Below are 18037 nucleotides of genomic sequence, written 5' to 3'. Positions count from 1 at the left end.
GCCGAGGTGTCAGCCACCGGCCTCCAGAGCGGGGCACGGAACTTGCCTCACGAGCCTGTTCATCATTTCGCCAACCAGAGCCGGACCAGGCGCTTTCACCGCGGTCTGGCCGACGCGCAGCAGATGACGAACAGGCTCTGAGCCCACCGCCGAACCGTCAGGAGCCGTGCCGTGCAGCAGACCGGGACGCAACGCATCGCCAAGATCCGCCGCGACTACAACAGCTGGGTCGCCGACGAGACGCTGGAAGACTACGCTCTGCGCTACACCCCCCGGTCGTTCCGCAAATGGTCGGAATTCCGCATCGCCAATACCGCCCTGGGCGCCCTCTCCTTCCTCGCCCTGGAGGCCATCGGCGGCGCCCTGGCGATCAGCTACGGCTTCACCAACACCCTCTGGGCGGTGCTGGCGGTGAGCCTGGTGATCTTCCTCACCGGCCTGCCGATCAGCTACTACGCGGCGCGCTATGGGGTGGACATGGACCTGCTGACCCGCGGCGCCGGCTTCGGCTACATCGGCTCCACCATCACCTCGCTGATCTACGCCAGCTTCACCTTCCTGTTCTTCGCCCTGGAAGCGGCGATCATGGCGCTGGCCCTGGAACTGTACTTCCGCATTCCCCTGGCGCTGGCCTATGTGATCTGCTCGATCATCGTCATTCCCCTGGTCACCTATGGCATCACCCTGATCAATCGCCTGCAGCTGTGGAGCCAGCCGCTCTGGCTGATCCTGCTGGCGTTGCCCTATGCCTTCGTCATCGCCAAGAACCCCGGTGCCCTGGCGGACTGGACCACCTTCGCCGGGCGCGAGGGCGAGGCCGGGGCCTTCAACCTGCTGTCCTTCGGCGCCGCCTGTACCGTGGGCCTGGCGCTGGTGACCCAGATCGGCGAGCAGGTCGATTACCTGCGCTTCCTGCCCGAGAAGACCGCCGCCAACCGTCGCCGCTGGTGGGCGGCGCTGCTCTTGGCCGGCCCAGGCTGGATCCTGCCCGGCGCCCTGAAGATGCTCGCCGGGGCCTTCCTGGCCTTTCTCGCCCTGCAGCACGAAATCCCCCTGGAGCGCGCCGCCGAGCCGACGCAGATGTACCTGGTGGCCTTCGGTTACGTCTTTTCGTCGCCGGGCTGGGCCATGGGCGCCATGGTGCTGTTCGTCATCGTCAGCCAGATCAAGATCAACCTGACCAACGCCTATGCCGGCTCCCTGGCCTGGTCCAACTTCTTCGCCCGGGTCACCCATAGCCATCCCGGACGCGTGGTCTGGCTGGTGTTCAATGTGCTGATCGCGCTGATGCTGATGGAGCTGGGGGTGTTCCAGGCCATCGAGGAGGTGCTCGGGCTCTATGCCAACATCGCCATCGCCTGGATCGGTGCGGTGGTCGCCGACCTGGTGATCAACAAGCCCCTGGGGCTGTCACCCAGGCACATCGAGTTCAAGCGGGCGCACCTCTACGACATCAACCCGGTGGGGGTCGGGGCCATGCTGCTGGCCTCGCTGCTCTCCGGCCTGGCCCACGCCGGTCTGTTCGGCGCCCTGGCCCAGGCCATCTCGCCGGCGGTGTCCCTGCTCGCCGCGCTGGTCTGCGCGCCGCTGCTGGCCTGGCTCACCCGGGGCCGCTACTACATCGCCCGCACCAGCGTGCTGAAGCTCATCCATCCAGCCCAGGTCCATCTGGAATGCGTGCTCTGCACCAATGCCTTCGAGCGCGAGGACATCGCCTTCTGCCCGGCCTACGGCGCGCCCATCTGCTCGCTGTGCTGCGCCCTGGACGCGCGCTGCGGCGACCTGTGCAAGCCCGCGGCGCGACTGTCCGCGCAATTCGACACCCTGCTGCGCTGGCTGCTGCCGAACACCTCGGTGCCGCGTCTGCATACCCGCCTGGCGCATTACCTGGGCGTGTTGATCGTCATGGTCGGGCTGATGTTTTGCGCCTTGGCGCTGATCTACAGCCAGGTCTCCCAGGGCCTCCAGGGCGACGAGCGCCATCTGCTCTACCAGGGCTTCTTCAAGGCCTTCATGGTGCTCACCCTGTTCGCCGGGGCGCTGGCCTGGTGGGTGGTGCTGACCCGCGAGAGCCGCCACGTGGCCCTGGAGGAATCGACCCGCCAGACCGCCCTGCTGATGCAGGAAATCCAGGCCCACCGCAAGACCGACGAGGCCCTGCAACGCGCCAAGGAAGCCTCGGAAGCCGCCAACGCCGCCAAGAGTCGCTACGTCACCGGCCTGTCCCATGAGCTGCGCACGCCGCTGAACAGCATCCTCGGCTACACCCAGATCCTGCAGCGCGACCCTGCCAGCAGCAGCCGCCAGCAGGAGGCCCTGGGCACCATCTACCGCAGCGGCTCGCACCTGCTGTCGCTGATCGACGGCCTGCTCGATGTCGCCAAGATCGAGGCCGGCAAGCTCAACCTGGAACCCTCGGAAATCCCCTTCCCGGAATTCATCGAGCAGCTACAGCAGATGTTCGCTCCCCAAGCCCAGGACAAGGGCCTGAGCTTCCGCCTCGACGCCCAGGGGCGCCTGCCGGCGGTGGTCCGCGGCGACGAGAAGCGGGTCCGCCAGATCCTCATCAACCTGCTCGGCAATGCCGTGCGCTACACCGACCGGGGTGGCGTGGTGCTGGCGGTCACCTACGCGCGGGAAACCGCCACCTTCGAGATCCTCGACAGCGGCCTGGGCATCGCCCCGGAGCAGCTGGAGCGGCTGTTCCAGCCCTTCGAACGCGGTGACCCGTTGCGCCAGGACAACGGCCTCGGCCTGGGCCTGACCATCACCCGCATGCTGGTGACCCTGATGGGCGGCGCCCTCGACGTCCGCAGCACCCCGGGCCAGGGCACCCGCTTCGTGGTGCGGTTGTTCCTCTCCGAGGTGCGGGTGCCCCAGGCGCTGGTCCATGTCGAGCACACCATCACCGGTTACCAGGGGCCACGCCGGCGGGTGCTGCTGGTGGATGACCACCTCGACCACCGCCGCGTGCTGGCCGGCATGCTCGAACCCCTGGGTTTCGAACTGGCCGAGGCCAGCAATGGCCAGGACGCCATCCGCCAGGTGGCCTTGTGGCAGCCGGACCTGATCCTCATGGACCTGTCCATGCCGTTGCTCGACGGCCTGGAGACCAGCACCCTGATCCGCCGCAACGGCCTCTCCCGGGCGCCGATCATCGTCATCTCCGCCAATGCCTTCGCCGACGACCGTGAGCGCAGCGCCGCCGCCGCTTGCGACGACTACCTGGCCAAGCCGGTGCACACGCCGCAGTTGCTGGAGAAGATCAGGAAGCACCTGGACCTGGAATGGCTGGAGCGCCCAGCGGGGCCACCCCAGGCATCGCCGCTGCCCCTGCAGGCACCGAGCGCCGCCAGTCTGGCCGAGCTACGGGAGCTGGGCGCGCTGGGCTACGTCAAGGGTATCCTCGAATGCCTGGAGCGCATCGAGCGCGACGAGCCGCTCAGCGCCGCCTATGTCGCCAGCCTGCGCAACCTGGTCAAGCGCTTCCAGCTCAACGACTTCAACCGCCGCCTCAAGGACAGCCTGCAGCCGGCCGACCTGCCCCTGGAAGGAGAACACCCATGAATGCCGTCCTACAGCCCGCTCCCGCCGGCGTCGTGCTGATCGTCGATGACACCCCCGACAACCTCGCGCTGCTCTCCGATGCCCTGGACGCCAGTGGCTACATGGTGCTGGTGGCCATGGACGGGGCCAGCGCCCTGGAGCGCATGCAGCGCCGCCGTCCGGACGTGGTGCTGCTCGATGCGGTGATGCCCGGCCTGGACGGTTTCGAGACTTGCCGGCGGATCAAGGCCCAGGCCGAGCTGGCCGACATCCCGGTGCTGTTCATGACCGCCCTGACCGAGAGCGAACATGTGGTGGAGGCCTTCGCCGCGGGCGGCATCGACTACGTCACCAAGCCGCTGAAGACCGACGAGGTGCTGGCACGGGTGGCCGCTCACCTGCGCACGGCCCGCGAACTCCAGGCGGCCAGGAGCCTGCCGGTGAGCCGGCCCCAGGCCAGGACCGCGCTGGACCTCGCGCCCCTCAGCAGCCGCTACCAACTGACCGGCCGCGAAGTCGAGGTGCTGCACTGGGTGGCCTGCGGCAAGACCAACCGCGACATCGGCGACATCCTTGGCCTCTCGCCGCGGACGGTGAACAAGCACCTGGAACATGTCTACGTGAAGCTCGGCGTGGAAACCCGTACCGCCGCCGCCACCCTGGCCATCGCGGCGTGTCGGTAGCGGAGGCTCGCCCGTCGCTTGCCGAGCATGACCAGGGGTCTGGGGCATACGGCCGACGTCGTCCATGAACGCCGTTCAAAGCAGCATGAGCCGCGGGCGATAGCCATAGCCTCGGCCAACTGCTATCTAGGAGCCACCAAATCGCTGTCCGTCGCCCGGTAGTGGCGTCTCCTCTCTCGCAGATCGAAACACCCTCATGTCCCTTTTTTACCCCGACCGCTACGACCTCCCCTTGGCTACCTCTTCCGCCCTTGCCGCCGAGCATTACCGCAATGGCGTGGACCTGCTCCTGTCGCTGTGGCCCGGAGCGTCCGAAGCCTTGGACGAAGCCATAGCCCTGGATCCCGACTTCGCCCTGGCCCATGCCGCTCGGGCGCGGCTACTCCTGATCGATAACCAAGCGAGTGCGGCGCGTCAGGCGATCGCCCTGGCACAGCGATTAGTCGAGCGGCGTGGGACGGAGCGCGAGCGCAGCCATGTCGAGGTCGTGCGGCGGCTGGTCGCAGGGGAAGCCGCCCAGGCGCTGCAAGGGGCGCTGGAGCATGCCGACCGCTGGCCGCGCGACATCCTCATCCTGGGCCTGCCGCTGGGCGCCTTCGGGCTGCTGGCGTTTTCCGGGCGGGCCGACCACGATCAGGCGCGGGTCGACCTGTGCGAGCGCCATGCCCGCCATTTCGCGGCGGACGACTGGTGGTTCCTCACCTATCGCGGCTGGTCCCATGGTGAGAATGGCGAGGTGGTCCGCGGACGGGCGCTGACCGAAAGAGCCCTCGAATTGCGTCGGCACAACGTCAATGCCGCCCATGCCCTGACCCATGTGCTGCACGAATCCGGCGATAGTGTGGCGGCCGAAGCGCTGATCGCCGGCTGGCTGCCCGAGTATCCACGCCACGGCACCCTGCACGGCCATATCGCCTGGCATGGCGCCCTGGTGGCCCTGGAACAGGGCGACAGCCAAGGCGCACTGGACCTCTACGAACGCTATGTGGCGCCGGCTGCTTCCACGGCGGGCCCGCTCAATCGCGTCAGCGACAATGCCTCCTTCCTCTGGCGCCTCTCCCTCTATGGCCACGAGGTGCCGCCGGGGCTATGGCAGGCCACGGCCGCCAGTATCGCCGGACTGTTCCAGCAGCCGGGCCTGGCCTTCGCCGATGTGCATATGGCGCTGATCGCGGCAGCGACCGGGGATCGTGCCGCCGTGGCGGCGCGCGTAGCCGGTCTCGAGACCCTCGTCCAAGCCGGCAAGCTGGCGGCCGGACCGGTTGCCGCCACCCTGTGTCGCGCCCTCCTAGCGTTCGCCGACGGGGATTACCCAGGCTGTGCACGCTTGCTGGAGCCCGTGCGTACGGACGTCGCCCGGATCGGCGGCAGCGGTGCCCAGCGCGAGGTCATCGAAGACACGCTGCTGGTGGCCCTGCTGCGCGGCGACGAGCACGCCAAGGCGCAGGCACTGCTGGACGAGCGGCTGCATCGGCGGCCATCGCGCCGGGATCGTCAGTGGCAGGCCAGCCTGGCGCTCTGACTTCCGTGACTAGGCATGGCTCAGATACCAGCGCCAATCCTGCTCCCCCACCTCGGCCATGAACTGCCGGTATTCCGCGCGCTTGATGGCGAGGTAGACCTCGATGAAGCCCTCGCCCAGAGCCTCACGGATCCAGGGTGAGCGATCCAGCGCCTGCAGCGCGGTGAGCCAATCGGTGGGTAGCCATTCGGTAGCCTGTTCGTAGCCGTTGCCGACCGTGGCGGGACCGGGATTGCGCTGCTCACGGATACCTTCGTGGGCGGCCGCCAGGATGGCAGCGGCGGCTAGATAGGGATTGGCGTCGGCACCGCAGATACGGTGCTCGATATGCCGGCTGCTGGCCGGACCGCCGGGTACGCGCAGGGAGACGCTGCGGTTGTTGACTCCCCAGCTCTTGGCCAGGGGCGCATAGCTGTTGGCCTGGAAGCGCCGGTAGGAATTGGCGTTGGGACAGAAGATCGCCAGGGCATCCAGCAGTCGGTGGAGCATGCCGCCGATGGCGTGGCGCAGCAGCGGCGTGCCCTGCGGGTCGGCGCTGGCGAACAGGTTGTGGCCCGTGGCATCGGCCAGGCTGAGGTGCAGGTGCAGGCCGCTGCCGGCCTGGTTACCGAAGGGCTTGGCCATGAAGCAGGCCTGCAGCCCGTGCCGATTGGCCACGCCCTTGACCAGCCGCTTGTAGCGCACCCCTTCGTCGATGGCTTGCAGCGCATCCAGGCGATGCAACAGGGTCAGTTCGAGCTGGCCGGGGGCGTACTCGGAGATGGCGGTACGCACCGGCAGGCCCTGCACTTCGCAGGCGGCATAGAGGTCGTCGAGGAAGGGCTGCAGCTGCTCCAGCTCCTGGACGCCATAGACCTGGGGTGCGCCAGGACGGGTGCCATTCATCTGCAGCGCCGGTTGCGGACGGCCCTGGGCGTCACGCTCGCGGTCGAGCAGGTAGAACTCCAGTTCCACCGCCATCACCGGCTGGTAGCCGTCGGCCTGGAGGCGTTCGATCACCCGCACCAGCGCATGGCGTGGATCGGCGGGCGTCGCCGGCAGGCCCTGGGTCGGGTGCATGCTGACCTGCACCTGGCCGGTGGGGGTGCTGCGCCAGGGTTGCAGGGTCAGGCTCCCGGGCAGCGGATAGGTCCAGCAGTCGACGTCGGCCACCTCCCAGACCAGGCCGGTGGCTTCCACGTCTTCGCCCTGGAGGGTCAACGCCAGGATGGAGCTGGGCAGCGGTCGGCCTTGCTCGTAGATCGCCAGGAGTTCCTCGCGATGCAGCAGCTTGCCGCGGGGGACGCCGTTGGCGTCGATCAGCAGCAATTCGATGCTGCGGACCTCGGGATGGGCGGCGAGGAAATCCCGGGCCTCCTGGGGCTCGGCGAATCTCATGGCTGGCGCTCCCGGGCGCCTGGCAACGCCAGCAGTGCGGTGAGTGCCTCGTCAAGGGTGGCCAGCAGCCGATCAACATCCGCCGCCTGGGTATCCGGGCAGCACAGGGTCATGTTGTGGAAGGGGGTGATGAGGATGCCGCGGTTGATCAGATAGAGGTGCAGCGCCTGCTGCAGGCTATCGTGGAACGCCGCCTCGGCCTCGGCGCCGGTGCGGGGCGGCACGGCGCAGAATTGGAATTCGCAACGGGCGCCCAGCTCGGTAACCGACCAGGCGAGATCATGCCGGGCGATCACCTCGCGCAGGCCGGCGGCCAGACGCGCCGCCATGGGCAGCATCCGCGCGTAGGCGGCCGGCGTCATAACCTCTTCCAGGCTCACCCGCAGGCAGCGCATGGCCAGGGCATTGGCCGACAGGGTGGTGCCCATGCCGCTATGGCCATGGCCAGGACTGGTCTCGCTGGCATGCTGTTGCGCCAGGCGCATCGCCTGGGCCATTTCATGGGTGCAGCCATAGGCCGAACAGGGCACCCCACCGGCGATGGGCTTGCCGAAGGTGATGAAGTCCGGCTGCAGATTCCAGGCACGGGTGCAACCGCCCGGGCCGGTGGACAGGGTATGGGTTTCGTCGATGATCAGCAGGCTGCCGTACTGGCGGCTCAGCGCGCGCACCTGCTCCAGGAAGCCGGGCGCCGGCAGCACCATGCCGATGTTGGTCATGGCCGGTTCGCAGAGGACGGCGGCGACGTCCCCCTGGGCCAACGCCGCCTCCAGCGCCGCGACATCATTGAAGGGAATGGCCCGGCAGGTCTCGGCGAGGTTGCGTGCCTCGCCGATCAGGCCGCCCCGGTGCACGGTGCGCCCGTCCTGGTGGCGCACCATCACCTCGTCGACGGTGCCGTGGTAGCAGCCATCGAACACCAGCAGCATCTTGCGATTGGTGATGGCGCGGGCCCAGCGGATGACGTAGCGGTTGGCATCGGTGGCGGTGGTCGCCACCTGCCAGAACGGCAGGCCGAAACGCTCGGCGAGCAATTCGCCGGCGACGATCGCGTCCTCGCCCGGCAACATGGTGGTGAGACCGCGGACGCTCTGTTCGACCAGCGCCCAGGAGATGGGCGCTGGCGAATGGCCGAACATGCTGCCGGTATCGCCCAGGCAGAAATCGACGTACTCGTGCCCATCGACATCGGAGAAGCGCGCGCCCTGGGCATGGCTGACGAAGAGCGCACAGGGCATCGACCAGTCGCTCATCCAGTGCATCGGCACGCCACCGAACAGCGAATGCCGGGCGCGCTCGGCCAGGGCGAGGGACTGGGGGTTGCGCTCCAAGAAGCGCGCGCGTTCGCGGGCGACGAACTGCTGCACGGCTGCTTCGCTGATGCCACTGGGGGTCATGTCGGAATCCTCTCGGGTGGTGGGCGGATCGCCTGGGCTCAGTGGCCGGCCGATATACCGCAATCGATGGCCAGGTCAGCGCCGGTGATGGAACGGGCGGCCGGCTGGCACAGGAAAAAGGCCAGCTCGGCGACTTCCTCGGGCTGGATGAAGCGCGCCTCCGCGCCCTGCGGATATTGCTCCAGCAGCTCCTGCAGGTAGCCGGCGGGATCGCCCTGGCCATAGCGCTCAGCCTGGAAGGTCAGCATGGGCGTCGCCACATCGCCGGGCGAGATGCTGTTGCAGCGCACCCCGCTAGGTGCCAGATCTAGCGCCAGGGCCTTGGTCATGAGGGTGACCGCGCCCTTGCTGGCGCAGTAGACGGCCGCGTTGCGATTGCCCTGGCGGCCCGCATCGCTGCTCAGGTTGACGATGGCGCCGCGGGTATCGCGCAAGGCGGGGATGGCCGCCGCGCAGAGAAAGAAGCTGGCCTTGAGATTGACGTCCAGTACCAGGTCGAAATCCTCCTCGCTGAAGGTCTCCGCCGGGCCTTCGCGCCAGACGCCGGCGCAGTTGATCAGGGCGTCGAGGCGGCCGAGGCGGTCCAGGGCGGCCGCCACCACCGTCCGGGCCGCGCTGGCCTGGCGCAGGTCGGCGGGGTGATAGCCGGCCAGGCCACCCTCGGCCTGCAGTGTCCGCAAGGCCGCCTCGTCGAGATCGGTACCGAAGACCTGCCAGCCCCTCTGGACGAACAAGGCACGCACCGCCTGGCCAATGCCGCCCAGTACCCCACTGATCACTACGACGGGCTGCATGTCAGGGGCCCTTGTTTTCGATACGGCTGTTACCGCCATCCACCACCAGGCATTCCCCAGTGATGTAGCTCGCCTCGGGCGAGGCCAGGAAGGCCACCGCCGCCGCGACCTCGGCGGGCTGGCCGGCGCGGCCCACGGGGACCCAGGTAGCGGCCTGCAATTCTTCCGGCAGGCTGGAGGCGGTCTCGATCCAGCCCGGCGCCACGGCATTGACCGTGATGCCCTGCCCGGCCACCTCCAGTGCCAGGCTCAGGTTCATGCCGACCATGGCGGCCTTGGCCGCGCTGTAGGCCGCCGCTCCCGGAATGCCGGCGCGGGTCCCCGTGGCGGAGCTGACGTGGACGATGCGGCCGTAGCCGCGCCGCTGCATGCCGGGCAGCAGGGCACGGGTGAGCAGGAAGGCGGTAGTCAGGTTGCGGGCCAGGGACAGGTTCCATTCGGCCAGGCTCAGGTGGGCCAGTTCGGCCAGGGGCTCGGGGCTGCCCTGCATGGTCATGCCGGCGTTGTTGACCAGGATATCGATCCGCCCCCAGCGTGCCTCGGCCCACTCGGCGAAGGCGCTAACCGCGGCCTCCACGGTGAGATCGAGGGCGCGGCCCTCGGCCTCGACACCGGCCCCGCGCAATTCCTCCACCCGCTCGGCGATGCGCGCGCTGCTGGCGGTGACGATCACCCGTGCCCCTGCGCTACCCAGGCGCCGTGCGATAGCCATGCCGATGCCGGCCTGGCTGCCCGCGCCACTTACCACGGCGACCTGCCCTGCCAGCGTCTCGCTCATGTCCCTGCCTGCCCTGGTGGTTTGGCTGGACTCTAGGCCTAACGGCCTGATACAAGAAGACGACTATTATCAGCAAAACTGACAACCATGGCCTTTAGCAGTGAAACTCTCAGGGTCTTCCTCGCGGTGATCGACGAGGGTTCCTTTTCCGCCGCGGCGCGGGCCCTGGGGCGGGTACCCTCGGCCGTCAACATGACTATTTCCCAACTGGAAGCCGAGCTGGATCTGGTGCTGTTCGACCGCGCCACCCGCAGGGCCCTGCCGACCGCAGCGGCCCGCGCCCTCGAACCCCAGGCGCGCCAGGTCGCCAGCCAGCTCAATCTGCTCGATGCCCACGCTCTGCAATTGCACGCGGGGCTGGAGCGGCGCTTCGTGCTGGTGATGGCGCCCGAGCTGCAGACTGGCGCCTGGAGCCGACCTCTGGTCACCCTCGCCAAGGAATTTCCGGCACTGGAAATCGAGATCCGTTCGGCGGCGCGGGCCGAGGCGATCCGCCTGTTGCACGAGGGTAGCGTCGACATGGCGCTGATCTTCGAGCGGCCAGGGATCGACGAACACGAGGGGTTCGCCGAAGCCGGGAGTCAGCTGCTGACCGCGGTAGCCGCCCCTGGCTATCCCTTCAGCCATGACGGTCGGCCGCTGGGCGAGACGCTGATGGCCGATACCCGTCAGATCGTCGCGGCGGGCGGCGATCGCAATGCCTCGGATCCGCAGATCGTGCTCTCGCAACGGATCTGGCTGACCGACAGCTACCTGGCCACCCTCGACCTGGTGCAGGCCGGCCTGGGCTGGGCCTATCTGCCCCATCCCCTGGTGCGCCCGCTGATCGCCGCCGGCCTCCTCGAACAGGTCCAGTTCGACAACATGGCCAGCCAGATCCGCCGCTGGATCGACGTCATCTGGATCAAGAACCGCCCCCAGGGCCTGGGCGCCCGGCGCTATCTGCAACTGCTCCGCGAGCAGATCGGGACCAAGCCGGAGTAGCGGCGCTCGACGGCTAGGTCTGGCGCGGGCGGATCAAGGGACAGTTGGTGCAGTATTCGATTGGGGTGCTGGCCTGGTAGTAGAAGCAGCAGGTCCGCCGAAAGCGGATGCTCCGGCCCGCATCATCGGTCACCGCTGGCCGACGGAATTGCACCAGCGGATTCACCTCCAGCCCCAGGTCCGCTGGCGAGGCCGCCAGTAACCAGGCGAAGTCCTCGGCGCAGCGCGTCTGTACCGTCGGCGCGACGCGCTCGGGCAGCCGATGGTCATACAGTGAATGGAGACGCACCGCCGCGTTCTCCCAGAGGATGCGTGGCGAGACGCGGCTCACCCTGGCCAGGGCTTCCCAGAGCGGCCCGAGCAACTCGCCGAACAGCGTCCGCGCGACTGTGGCGCGTGCCTGAGCGTGGTCATGGAGTTCAGGCAAGGGGCGGGTATCGTTCAGGGGGAGCGCCGATTGCCAGCGTCCCCGCACGTGACCGTCTTCGATCCAGACGTTCGCCGGGCGCAGATCCAGTCGCTGGTCGCAGACCGACAAGGCCTGGAAGGCAACGCCGGTGGTGAGAAAGCCCAGCCGCTTGGTCAGCAGGGAGGCCGCGACCCGTCGCGAAGGCGCGCCCATACGCATGGCCAGGTCATCGAGCAATTCGGCGCAGCGAGCGGCGTCCAACCAGGCGGCGACGGGTTGGCTGAAATGCGGATCTCGCTCGCGGGCCTCGCGCAAACCGAAGGTCTCGCGCAGGACTTCCAGTTGCTCGGCCGCAAGCGTTGGTCTCAGGCACATGGCGGTACCTCACGGCCAAAGGGAATGCACAGCGGCGTGCCGAAGTAGGGATCAGCGATGATGCGGCAATCCAGGGCGAAGACCTCATGTACCAGCGCCTGTGTCAGCACCTCGGCCGGGGCGCCCTGGGCGTAGGCGGTGCGTTGATGCACGGCGACCAGATGGTCGGCGTAGCGGCAGGCGAGATTAAGGTCGTGCAGCACCATGACCACGGTCTTGCCCTCCTCCCGGTTCAGTCGCCGCAACAGATCCAGCACCTCGATCTGGTGCGCCAGATCCAGGTAGGTGGTGGGTTCGTCCAGCAGCAGGCAGGCGGCGTCCTGGGCCAGGGTCAGGGCGATCCAGGCGCGTTGGCGCTGACCACCGGAGAGATCGTCAACCGGCCGTTCCGCCAGGTCCAGCAGATCGGTAAGGCGCAGGGCCTTGTCCACCACCGCCGCATCGGACGCCGACCATTGGCGCATCCAGCTCTGGTAGGGATAGCGTCCCAGGCTGACCAGTTGGCGTACGCTGATGCCCTCGGGTGCTATCGGCGTCTGCGGCAGCACCGCCAGTTGCCGCGCCAGTGTCACGGTGGACTGTCGGTGGATGTCGCGCCCGTCCAGCAGCACCTGGCCTTGGCGCGGCTCGAGCAAGCGAGCGCAGGCCTTGAGCAAGGTGCTCTTGCCGGAGCCGTTGCTGCCGATCAGCACCGAGACCTTGCCCGGCGGTAATTCGAGGTCGAGAGCCTCGATGATGGTCTGAGTGCCGTAGCCGAGAGTCAGGCCGCGACTGGCCAGGGTTGCCATGACGACTCCTTCAGGAACGTTGCCGAATCAGCAGATAGAGGAAAAAAGGTGCACCCAAGGCAGCGACGAAGATGCCGGCGGGCAAGTCCAGGGGCAGGAACAGGGTGCGCCCCAAGAGATCGGCGAGCATGACCAACACAGCGCCTGTCAGCGCCGTCATGCAGGTTTGGCCGGCGAAACCACCCAGCACCAAGCGCCGGGCGATATGGGGGGCGACGAGACCGACGAAGGCGATGGCACCACCCCAGGCGATGGCCACCCCGGCCAGGGCGACGGCCAGCGCCAGCAGGGCCGCTCGCTGCAGTTGCAGGCGCACGCCGAGGCCCCGCGCCAGGTCATCGTCGAGCTGCTGCATGATGGCGTGGCGCGCCAGGGCCGCCAGTGGCAGTAACAGGGCCAGCCACCACAGCCCCAGGGCGCGCACCTCCGGCCAGCTGGCACCATAGACGCTGCCGGTCAGCCAGACGTAGGCCGACAACGTGGTGGTCAGGGGGCTGAACACCAGTAGGAAGGTGGCGGCCGCGGCGAGCATGGCCGACACCCCTACCCCCACCAGCACCAGGCGCAGCGGCGAAGCGCCGTGATTCCAGGCCAGGCTATAGACCAGCAGTGCCGCCAGGCCCGCGCCAAACGTTGCGGCCAGCGGTAGACCGGTCGGCCCAAGGCTTTCTGCCAGTACCGCCAGATAGAAGACCGCGCCGACACTGGCGCCACTGGTGATACCCAGCAGGTCGGGTGACGCCAGGGGGTTACGTACCTGCCCCTGAAGCAGCAGGCCGGACACCGCCAGGGCGCTACCTACCAGGGCTGCCAGCAGCGCCCGTGGCAGGCGCAGCTGGATGACGATGAAGCCCAGGCCACCGCGCGAGCCTTCGCCCAAGACAGCCAGCACCTGGGTGGGCGTCAACCAAACCTTGCCCAGGCACAGGCACAGCAGCAGGGCCGCCAGGGCCACTAGCGCGGCGACCGCCAGCCGTCCGAGGGCGGCCGGTGCCAGGCGCCGGGAGAAGCGGCCGAGCCGCCAGGTGATCTCAGCGGCCATGACGGCCTCCGCGGCGGGCCAGATGGATAAAGAAGGGTCCACCGAGCAGTGCCGTCACGATTCCCACCGGCACTTCCTGGGGCAGGATCACCACCCGCGCCAGGCTGTCGGCCAGTACCAGCAACAGGGCCCCGCCCAAGGCGCAGCCGGGGATCAGCCAGCGATGCTCGTTTCGCGCGCGAGCCAACAGCCCGCGCGCCAGGTGCGGCACCATCAGGCCGATGAAGCCGATGTTGCCGGCCAGGGCCACGGCGCTGCCGGCCAGGCAGATCACTAATACTCCAGCCAGCAGTCGGATCAGGCCGATGGGTTGACCGAGGCCGCGGGCCAGCTCATCGCCGGCCACCAGCACATCGAGTTGCCCCGCCAGCAAGGCGGCGGTGCCCAGGGCCAGCAGGCTGAAGACCAGCAACGGCGTGGCCGTGCCGAGATTGCGTTCGCCCACCGAACCGGCCAGCCAGAACAACACGCTGTCCAGGCCGTCCTGGTTGACCACCAGCAGTGCCTGGCTGAAGGCGGTGAACAGTGCCGCTAGGGCGGCGCCAGCCAGGACGATGCGCAACGGCGTGAGACGCACCTGGCCCCGGTTGCCCAGGGTCCAGACCAGCGCCCCGGCCACCGTGGCGCCGAGCAACGCGCAGAGCACCCAGCTCTCGGCGCTGGATAGCCCCAGCGCGGTAATCCCCAGCACCAGGGCGAAGGTGGCACCGGCGTTGATACCGAACAACCCCGGTGAGGCCAAGGGATTGCGCGTCATCGCCTGCATCAGGGCACCCGCCACCGCGAGGTTGGCCCCCACCACCAGGGCGATCAGCAGGCGCGTCAGCCGGGTGGTGTTGACCAGGGTGGCGTCCAGCGCCAGGGAAGGGTCCTGTACTAGGGCCGCCAGCACGGTAGCGGGCGCGATCCAGCGGGCACCTACGGAAAGACTCAGTACGGCGGTTAGCACCAAGGCCAGCGCGAGCAGCAGCAGTCTGAGGAGCGCAGTCATGCGGCCCCCTGCTCGGCGAAGACGCGCTCGATGTCGTCCAGCATGAGGTTCGCGGCGAGAATACCGCCACCCAGGCTCCAGGCCACCCCATCGACCTGCCAGACCTGCCCCCGCCGGGGCGCGCTTAGGCGCTGCCAGAGCGGATGCTTGAGCAGGCTCGCGTAATTGCGCTGCACGGCAGCCTGGTCGGCGCGTAGAAAGACGAAGAAGACGTCGGCCTCCACCACCGGCAGGCTTTCCCGGGAGGTCAACTTGATCGAGGGCACGGCGCTGCCCTGGCTGGCCGCCGGCCAGGCGAAGCCCAGCTCGCTGAGCACTCGTCCGGCGAAACTGTTGGGCAGGTAGCTGCGCAGGTGATCGGCGCGCACGTCCAGTACCGCCACCGTCAGCGGCCACTGGTCCCCGTAATGCCGTTGCAGCGCTTCGCGCAGGTGGGCGATGCGCGCCTGCCAGGCCTGCAGCAGTGCCGTGGCGTCCGCCTCATGCCCCGTGGCGGTGCCCAGGGCCAGCAGGGTCTGCTTGAATTCGAAGACCTCCTCCAGCATCACCACCGGGCACAGCTGCTGCAGCAACGGGGTAATACGACCATGGCGAAAACGCGAGGCGACAATCAGCTCTGGCGCCAGCAGTGCCAGGTCCTCTAGGCTCGGCTGGGTTTCCAGGCCGAGCGAGGGCACTCCCGCCAGCGCCGGGCGCAGGTAGCGATAGACCGGTTTCTCGCTCCAGGATTCGACCACCCCGCAAGGCCTGAGCCCCAGGGCCGCGGCGCTGTCGGTGGCGCCCTGGAACAGCGTGGCCACGCGCGTGGACTGCGCCTGGGCCATGCCCGGCCCCAGGGCAAGGTTGGTGGCCAGAAAACCCGCGAACCCGAGTAGGCGGCGACGGGTCGAGGTGAAGCTGTCGCTCCAGCCAGGCTGATCGAAGTTACTCATGCCTGGTCGTCAGAACGCCAAGGTGGTGGAGAACACCAGGGTACGGGGCGTGGCGATGGTCAGACCTGGCTCCGCATCGTCCGGCGCGCCGGCGGAGGCCCAGTAGCGCTCGTTCATCACGTTCTCCACCGAAGCACGCAAGGTGACCCGGGTGGCGTCGACCTTGAAGGCGTAGCGCGCCCCTACGTCGAAGCGATGCCAGGCGTCTATTTCCTTGCTGTTGGCCTGATCCAGGTACTGGGAGCTGGTATAGATCCCGCGGCCGGTCAGGGTGAGCCCGGGTACCGCCGGGATATCCAGCTCGGCTCCGAGGTTGGCATTGAGCTTGGGCGTGGCCGGCGCGCGATTGCCGTCGAAGCTGCCACCCACGGTATCCTTCAGCTCACTGTCGATGTACATCAGGCCGCCCAGCACACGAAAGCCTTGCAGCGGTTCGCCGAAGACGCTCAGCTCAACCCCGTCGTTGACCCGCTTGCCGTTGGGGCCGAAGACCCGGCTGTTGGCATTGGTTTCGTAGGCGGGCTGCTTGATGCGGAAGGCACTGGCGGTGACGGCCACGGCGCCGAAGTCATACTTGGCACCTACTTCCGCCTGGCGGCTGATGAAGGGCGGGAAGATCTGATCTTCGTTGATGGCGGATGAGGGAGCGATCTTGCCCTGGCTCAGCCCTTCCATATAGTTGGCGTAGAGTGACAGCTTCTCGCTGGCCTTGAACAGCACACCCGCCGAGGGCGAGACCTTTTCTTCGTCATAGGCGGTGGGCTGCTTCACGCCATCGGACCAGTCGTCCACCTTGACCCGCTGCCAGCGCGCCCCGAGGGTGACCAGCAGGCGGTCGTCGAAGAAGCCCAGGGTGTCGGCCAGGGCCACGCCGCTGAAGCGATTCTCGGTGTAGTCCTTGCCGTCGGAACGGGTCTGGACGCCCGGCGCCGGTAAGTCGCGAGGGCTGTAGAGGTTACTCGTGCCGCTGGCATAGCGCCCTCCTCCGTTCTCGAAGTCCATGTAGAAGTAGTCGGCGCTAATGTTGATTTCGTGGCTGACCGGCCCGGTCTGCAGCCATTTGCGCGCACCGAAATTGGCGGTCCGCACGTTCTCGTCGCGGGTGAAGTCCCGCGGCTGGACGGTGAAGTCCCCGGCGTTGTTGGTGAGGGAGACGTTGTGGCGCAGAAAGTCGTGGTCGCTGCGCCGGGCGCCCACGGCGCCATAGACCATCAGGGAGTCGTCGACATCGAACTCGCCGCGGAGGGCGCCGAAGGTGTCCTCGGTCTGCGCCCGGCTCCAGCGCTGGGCATAGTTGTGGCGCACGTGGTTCGCATCCGGCACCCGGGCGTTGGCACCCACGAGGACCCGCTCCTGGGGCGCATCGGTATCCCGCTCGGTATGGCCGAGATCGACGCCGAGCCGCAGGCGTTCCACCCGGTAGTCCAGCCCCAGCACCCCCATCTGCCGGTCGACACGCTGGTGGTCCCAGGTGGTGTCGCCCGACTGCTTCACGCCGTTGAAGCGCACCCCGAAGCGATTGCCTTCGCCGAAGCGCCGGCCGATGTCCACCGCACCCCCGACCTGGCTGTCGGAAGCGTAGCTGCCGGTGAATTCGGTGATCGGCTGGTCGGTGGCGCGCTTGGGCACCAGGTTGATGCCGCCGCCGACGCTGCCGCGCGGGGAGATGCCATTGAGCAGCTGGCTGGGGCCCTTGAGGATGTCGACCCGCTCGGCCATTTCCATGTCGATGGAATAGGTCGGCAGTACGCCATAGAGGCCGTTGTAGGCGACATCGCTGTTGTACAGGCTGAGGCCGCGGATGGTGAATTGCTCGAAACGACCACCCGAGGGGTTGGTGGAGCGCACCGAGGGATCGCTGGCGATGAGATCGCTGAGGGTGCGCGCTTGCAGATTCTGGACTGTCTTGGCGGTATAGGAGGTCTGGCTGAAGGGGGTATCCATGAAATCGCGATTACCCAGCAGGCCTTGCGAACCCTGGCGCGCCACCTGGCCGCCGGCATAGGGGGCATCGGCCACCTGCAGGCTGGAGGCGACGATGGAGGTGGCGGCCAGTTGCTGGACGCCACTTTCCTCCGGCGCTGGCGCCAGGGTGAAGTCACGCTCACCCAGCGGTTGCAGCTTGAGACCCGAGCCGGCCAACAGGCGGGTGAAGCCCTCCTCCACGCCATAGTCGCCGGACAGGCCACGGCTGTTACGACTGCCCACCAGCCCGGGATCCACCGCCAGGTTGACTCCGGATTCAGCGGCGAAGCGCGTCAGTGCCTGGGCCAGACTGCCCGCCGGAATCTCGTAATGCCGGCGGGCCGCCTCCTGGGCCCAGGCCGAACCGGCCCACCAGGGAGTACCGCTCAACGCCACCAGCAAGCCCGTGCGCAGCAACGGACGCAATACCAACGCCACCATCGAATACCCCCTC

The 18037-nt window shown here is 68.0% G+C and carries 14 protein-coding genes; 4 read left to right on the top strand and 10 right to left on the bottom strand.

Annotation, left to right across the window (positions count from 1 at the left end; translation table 11 throughout):
• Positions 1-171: 171 nt before the first annotated feature.
• The 3 genes from ACYJP6_RS10480 (at position 172) to ACYJP6_RS10470 (ending at position 5751) form a co-directional block, all read left to right on the top strand.
• Positions 172-3567 (top strand): hybrid sensor histidine kinase/response regulator, encoded by a 3396-nt coding sequence (locus ACYJP6_RS10480; protein ID WP_459474923.1) that lies wholly within the window; start codon positions 172-174, stop codon positions 3565-3567.
• On the top strand, positions 3564-4229 hold the full coding sequence (locus ACYJP6_RS10475) for a response regulator (RefSeq protein ID WP_140216109.1): 666 nt from the start codon (positions 3564-3566) through the stop codon (positions 4227-4229). The genes ACYJP6_RS10480 and ACYJP6_RS10475 overlap by 4 nt, the downstream gene beginning before the upstream one ends.
• Positions 4230-4425: 196 nt before the next feature.
• On the top strand, positions 4426-5751 hold the full coding sequence (locus ACYJP6_RS10470) for a tetratricopeptide repeat protein (RefSeq protein WP_459474922.1): 1326 nt from the start codon (positions 4426-4428) through the stop codon (positions 5749-5751).
• 9 nt (positions 5752-5760) lie between these two features.
• Here ACYJP6_RS10470 and ACYJP6_RS10465 read toward each other — a convergent pair whose 3' ends face one another.
• Genes ACYJP6_RS10465 through ACYJP6_RS10450 form a run of 4 tightly spaced genes read right to left on the bottom strand, consistent with a single transcriptional unit; the run spans position 5761 to position 10097 of the window.
• Positions 5761-7128 (bottom strand): glutamine synthetase family protein, encoded by a 1368-nt coding sequence (locus ACYJP6_RS10465; RefSeq protein WP_459474921.1) that lies wholly within the window; start codon positions 7126-7128, stop codon positions 5761-5763.
• Positions 7125-8525, bottom strand: a complete 1401-nt coding sequence (locus tag ACYJP6_RS10460) for an aspartate aminotransferase family protein (protein ID WP_459474920.1) — start codon at positions 8523-8525, stop codon at positions 7125-7127. Before ACYJP6_RS10460 ends, ACYJP6_RS10465 begins: the two co-directional genes overlap by 4 nt.
• 38 nt (positions 8526-8563) lie before the next feature.
• Positions 8564-9319 carry an SDR family NAD(P)-dependent oxidoreductase gene (locus ACYJP6_RS10455; RefSeq protein WP_459474919.1) on the bottom strand — a complete coding sequence of 252 codons (756 nt, stop codon included), beginning with the start codon at positions 9317-9319 and terminating at the stop codon, positions 8564-8566.
• A gap of 1 nt (position 9320) precedes the next feature.
• Complete coding sequence (locus ACYJP6_RS10450) at positions 9321-10097, bottom strand: SDR family NAD(P)-dependent oxidoreductase (RefSeq protein WP_459474918.1); 777 nt, start codon at positions 10095-10097, stop codon at positions 9321-9323.
• Between the two features lie 87 nt (positions 10098-10184).
• Between ACYJP6_RS10450 and ACYJP6_RS10445 the strand changes: the two genes are divergently transcribed.
• The gene (locus ACYJP6_RS10445; protein WP_459474917.1) at positions 10185-11081 is read left to right on the top strand and encodes a LysR family transcriptional regulator; all 897 of its coding nucleotides are present in this window, start codon (positions 10185-10187) and stop codon (positions 11079-11081) included.
• A 13-nt stretch (positions 11082-11094) separates the two neighbouring features.
• Here ACYJP6_RS10445 and ACYJP6_RS10440 read toward each other — a convergent pair whose 3' ends face one another.
• From ACYJP6_RS10440 to ACYJP6_RS10415, 6 genes are read right to left on the bottom strand one after another with little or no spacing between them, the layout of a single operon-like run.
• Positions 11095-11865, bottom strand: a complete 771-nt coding sequence (locus ACYJP6_RS10440) for an IucA/IucC family C-terminal-domain containing protein (RefSeq protein ID WP_459474916.1) — start codon at positions 11863-11865, stop codon at positions 11095-11097.
• Positions 11856-12653: an ABC transporter ATP-binding protein gene (locus ACYJP6_RS10435; protein ID WP_459474915.1), complete on the bottom strand. Its 798-nt coding sequence runs from the start codon at positions 12651-12653 to the stop codon at positions 11856-11858. The genes ACYJP6_RS10440 and ACYJP6_RS10435 overlap by 10 nt, the downstream gene beginning before the upstream one ends.
• A 10-nt stretch (positions 12654-12663) precedes the next feature.
• On the bottom strand, positions 12664-13695 hold the full coding sequence (locus ACYJP6_RS10430) for a FecCD family ABC transporter permease (RefSeq protein ID WP_459474914.1): 1032 nt from the start codon (positions 13693-13695) through the stop codon (positions 12664-12666).
• Positions 13685-14686, bottom strand: coding sequence for a FecCD family ABC transporter permease (locus ACYJP6_RS10425; RefSeq protein ID WP_459474913.1), 1002 nt, complete (start codon positions 14684-14686; stop codon positions 13685-13687). Before ACYJP6_RS10425 ends, ACYJP6_RS10430 begins: the two co-directional genes overlap by 11 nt.
• Complete coding sequence (locus ACYJP6_RS10420; RefSeq protein WP_459474912.1) at positions 14683-15618, bottom strand: ABC transporter substrate-binding protein; 936 nt, start codon at positions 15616-15618, stop codon at positions 14683-14685. Before ACYJP6_RS10420 ends, ACYJP6_RS10425 begins: the two co-directional genes overlap by 4 nt.
• A 9-nt stretch (positions 15619-15627) precedes the next feature.
• On the bottom strand, positions 15628-18024 hold the full coding sequence (locus tag ACYJP6_RS10415) for a TonB-dependent siderophore receptor (protein ID WP_459474911.1): 2397 nt from the start codon (positions 18022-18024) through the stop codon (positions 15628-15630).
• Positions 18025-18037 lie beyond the last annotated feature (13 nt).

The sequence above is a fragment of the Pseudomonas sp. No.117 genome (genome assembly GCF_054558395.1).
Note: the sequence above shows the minus strand (reverse complement) of the source record. Positions and strands in the feature narration are given on the sequence as shown.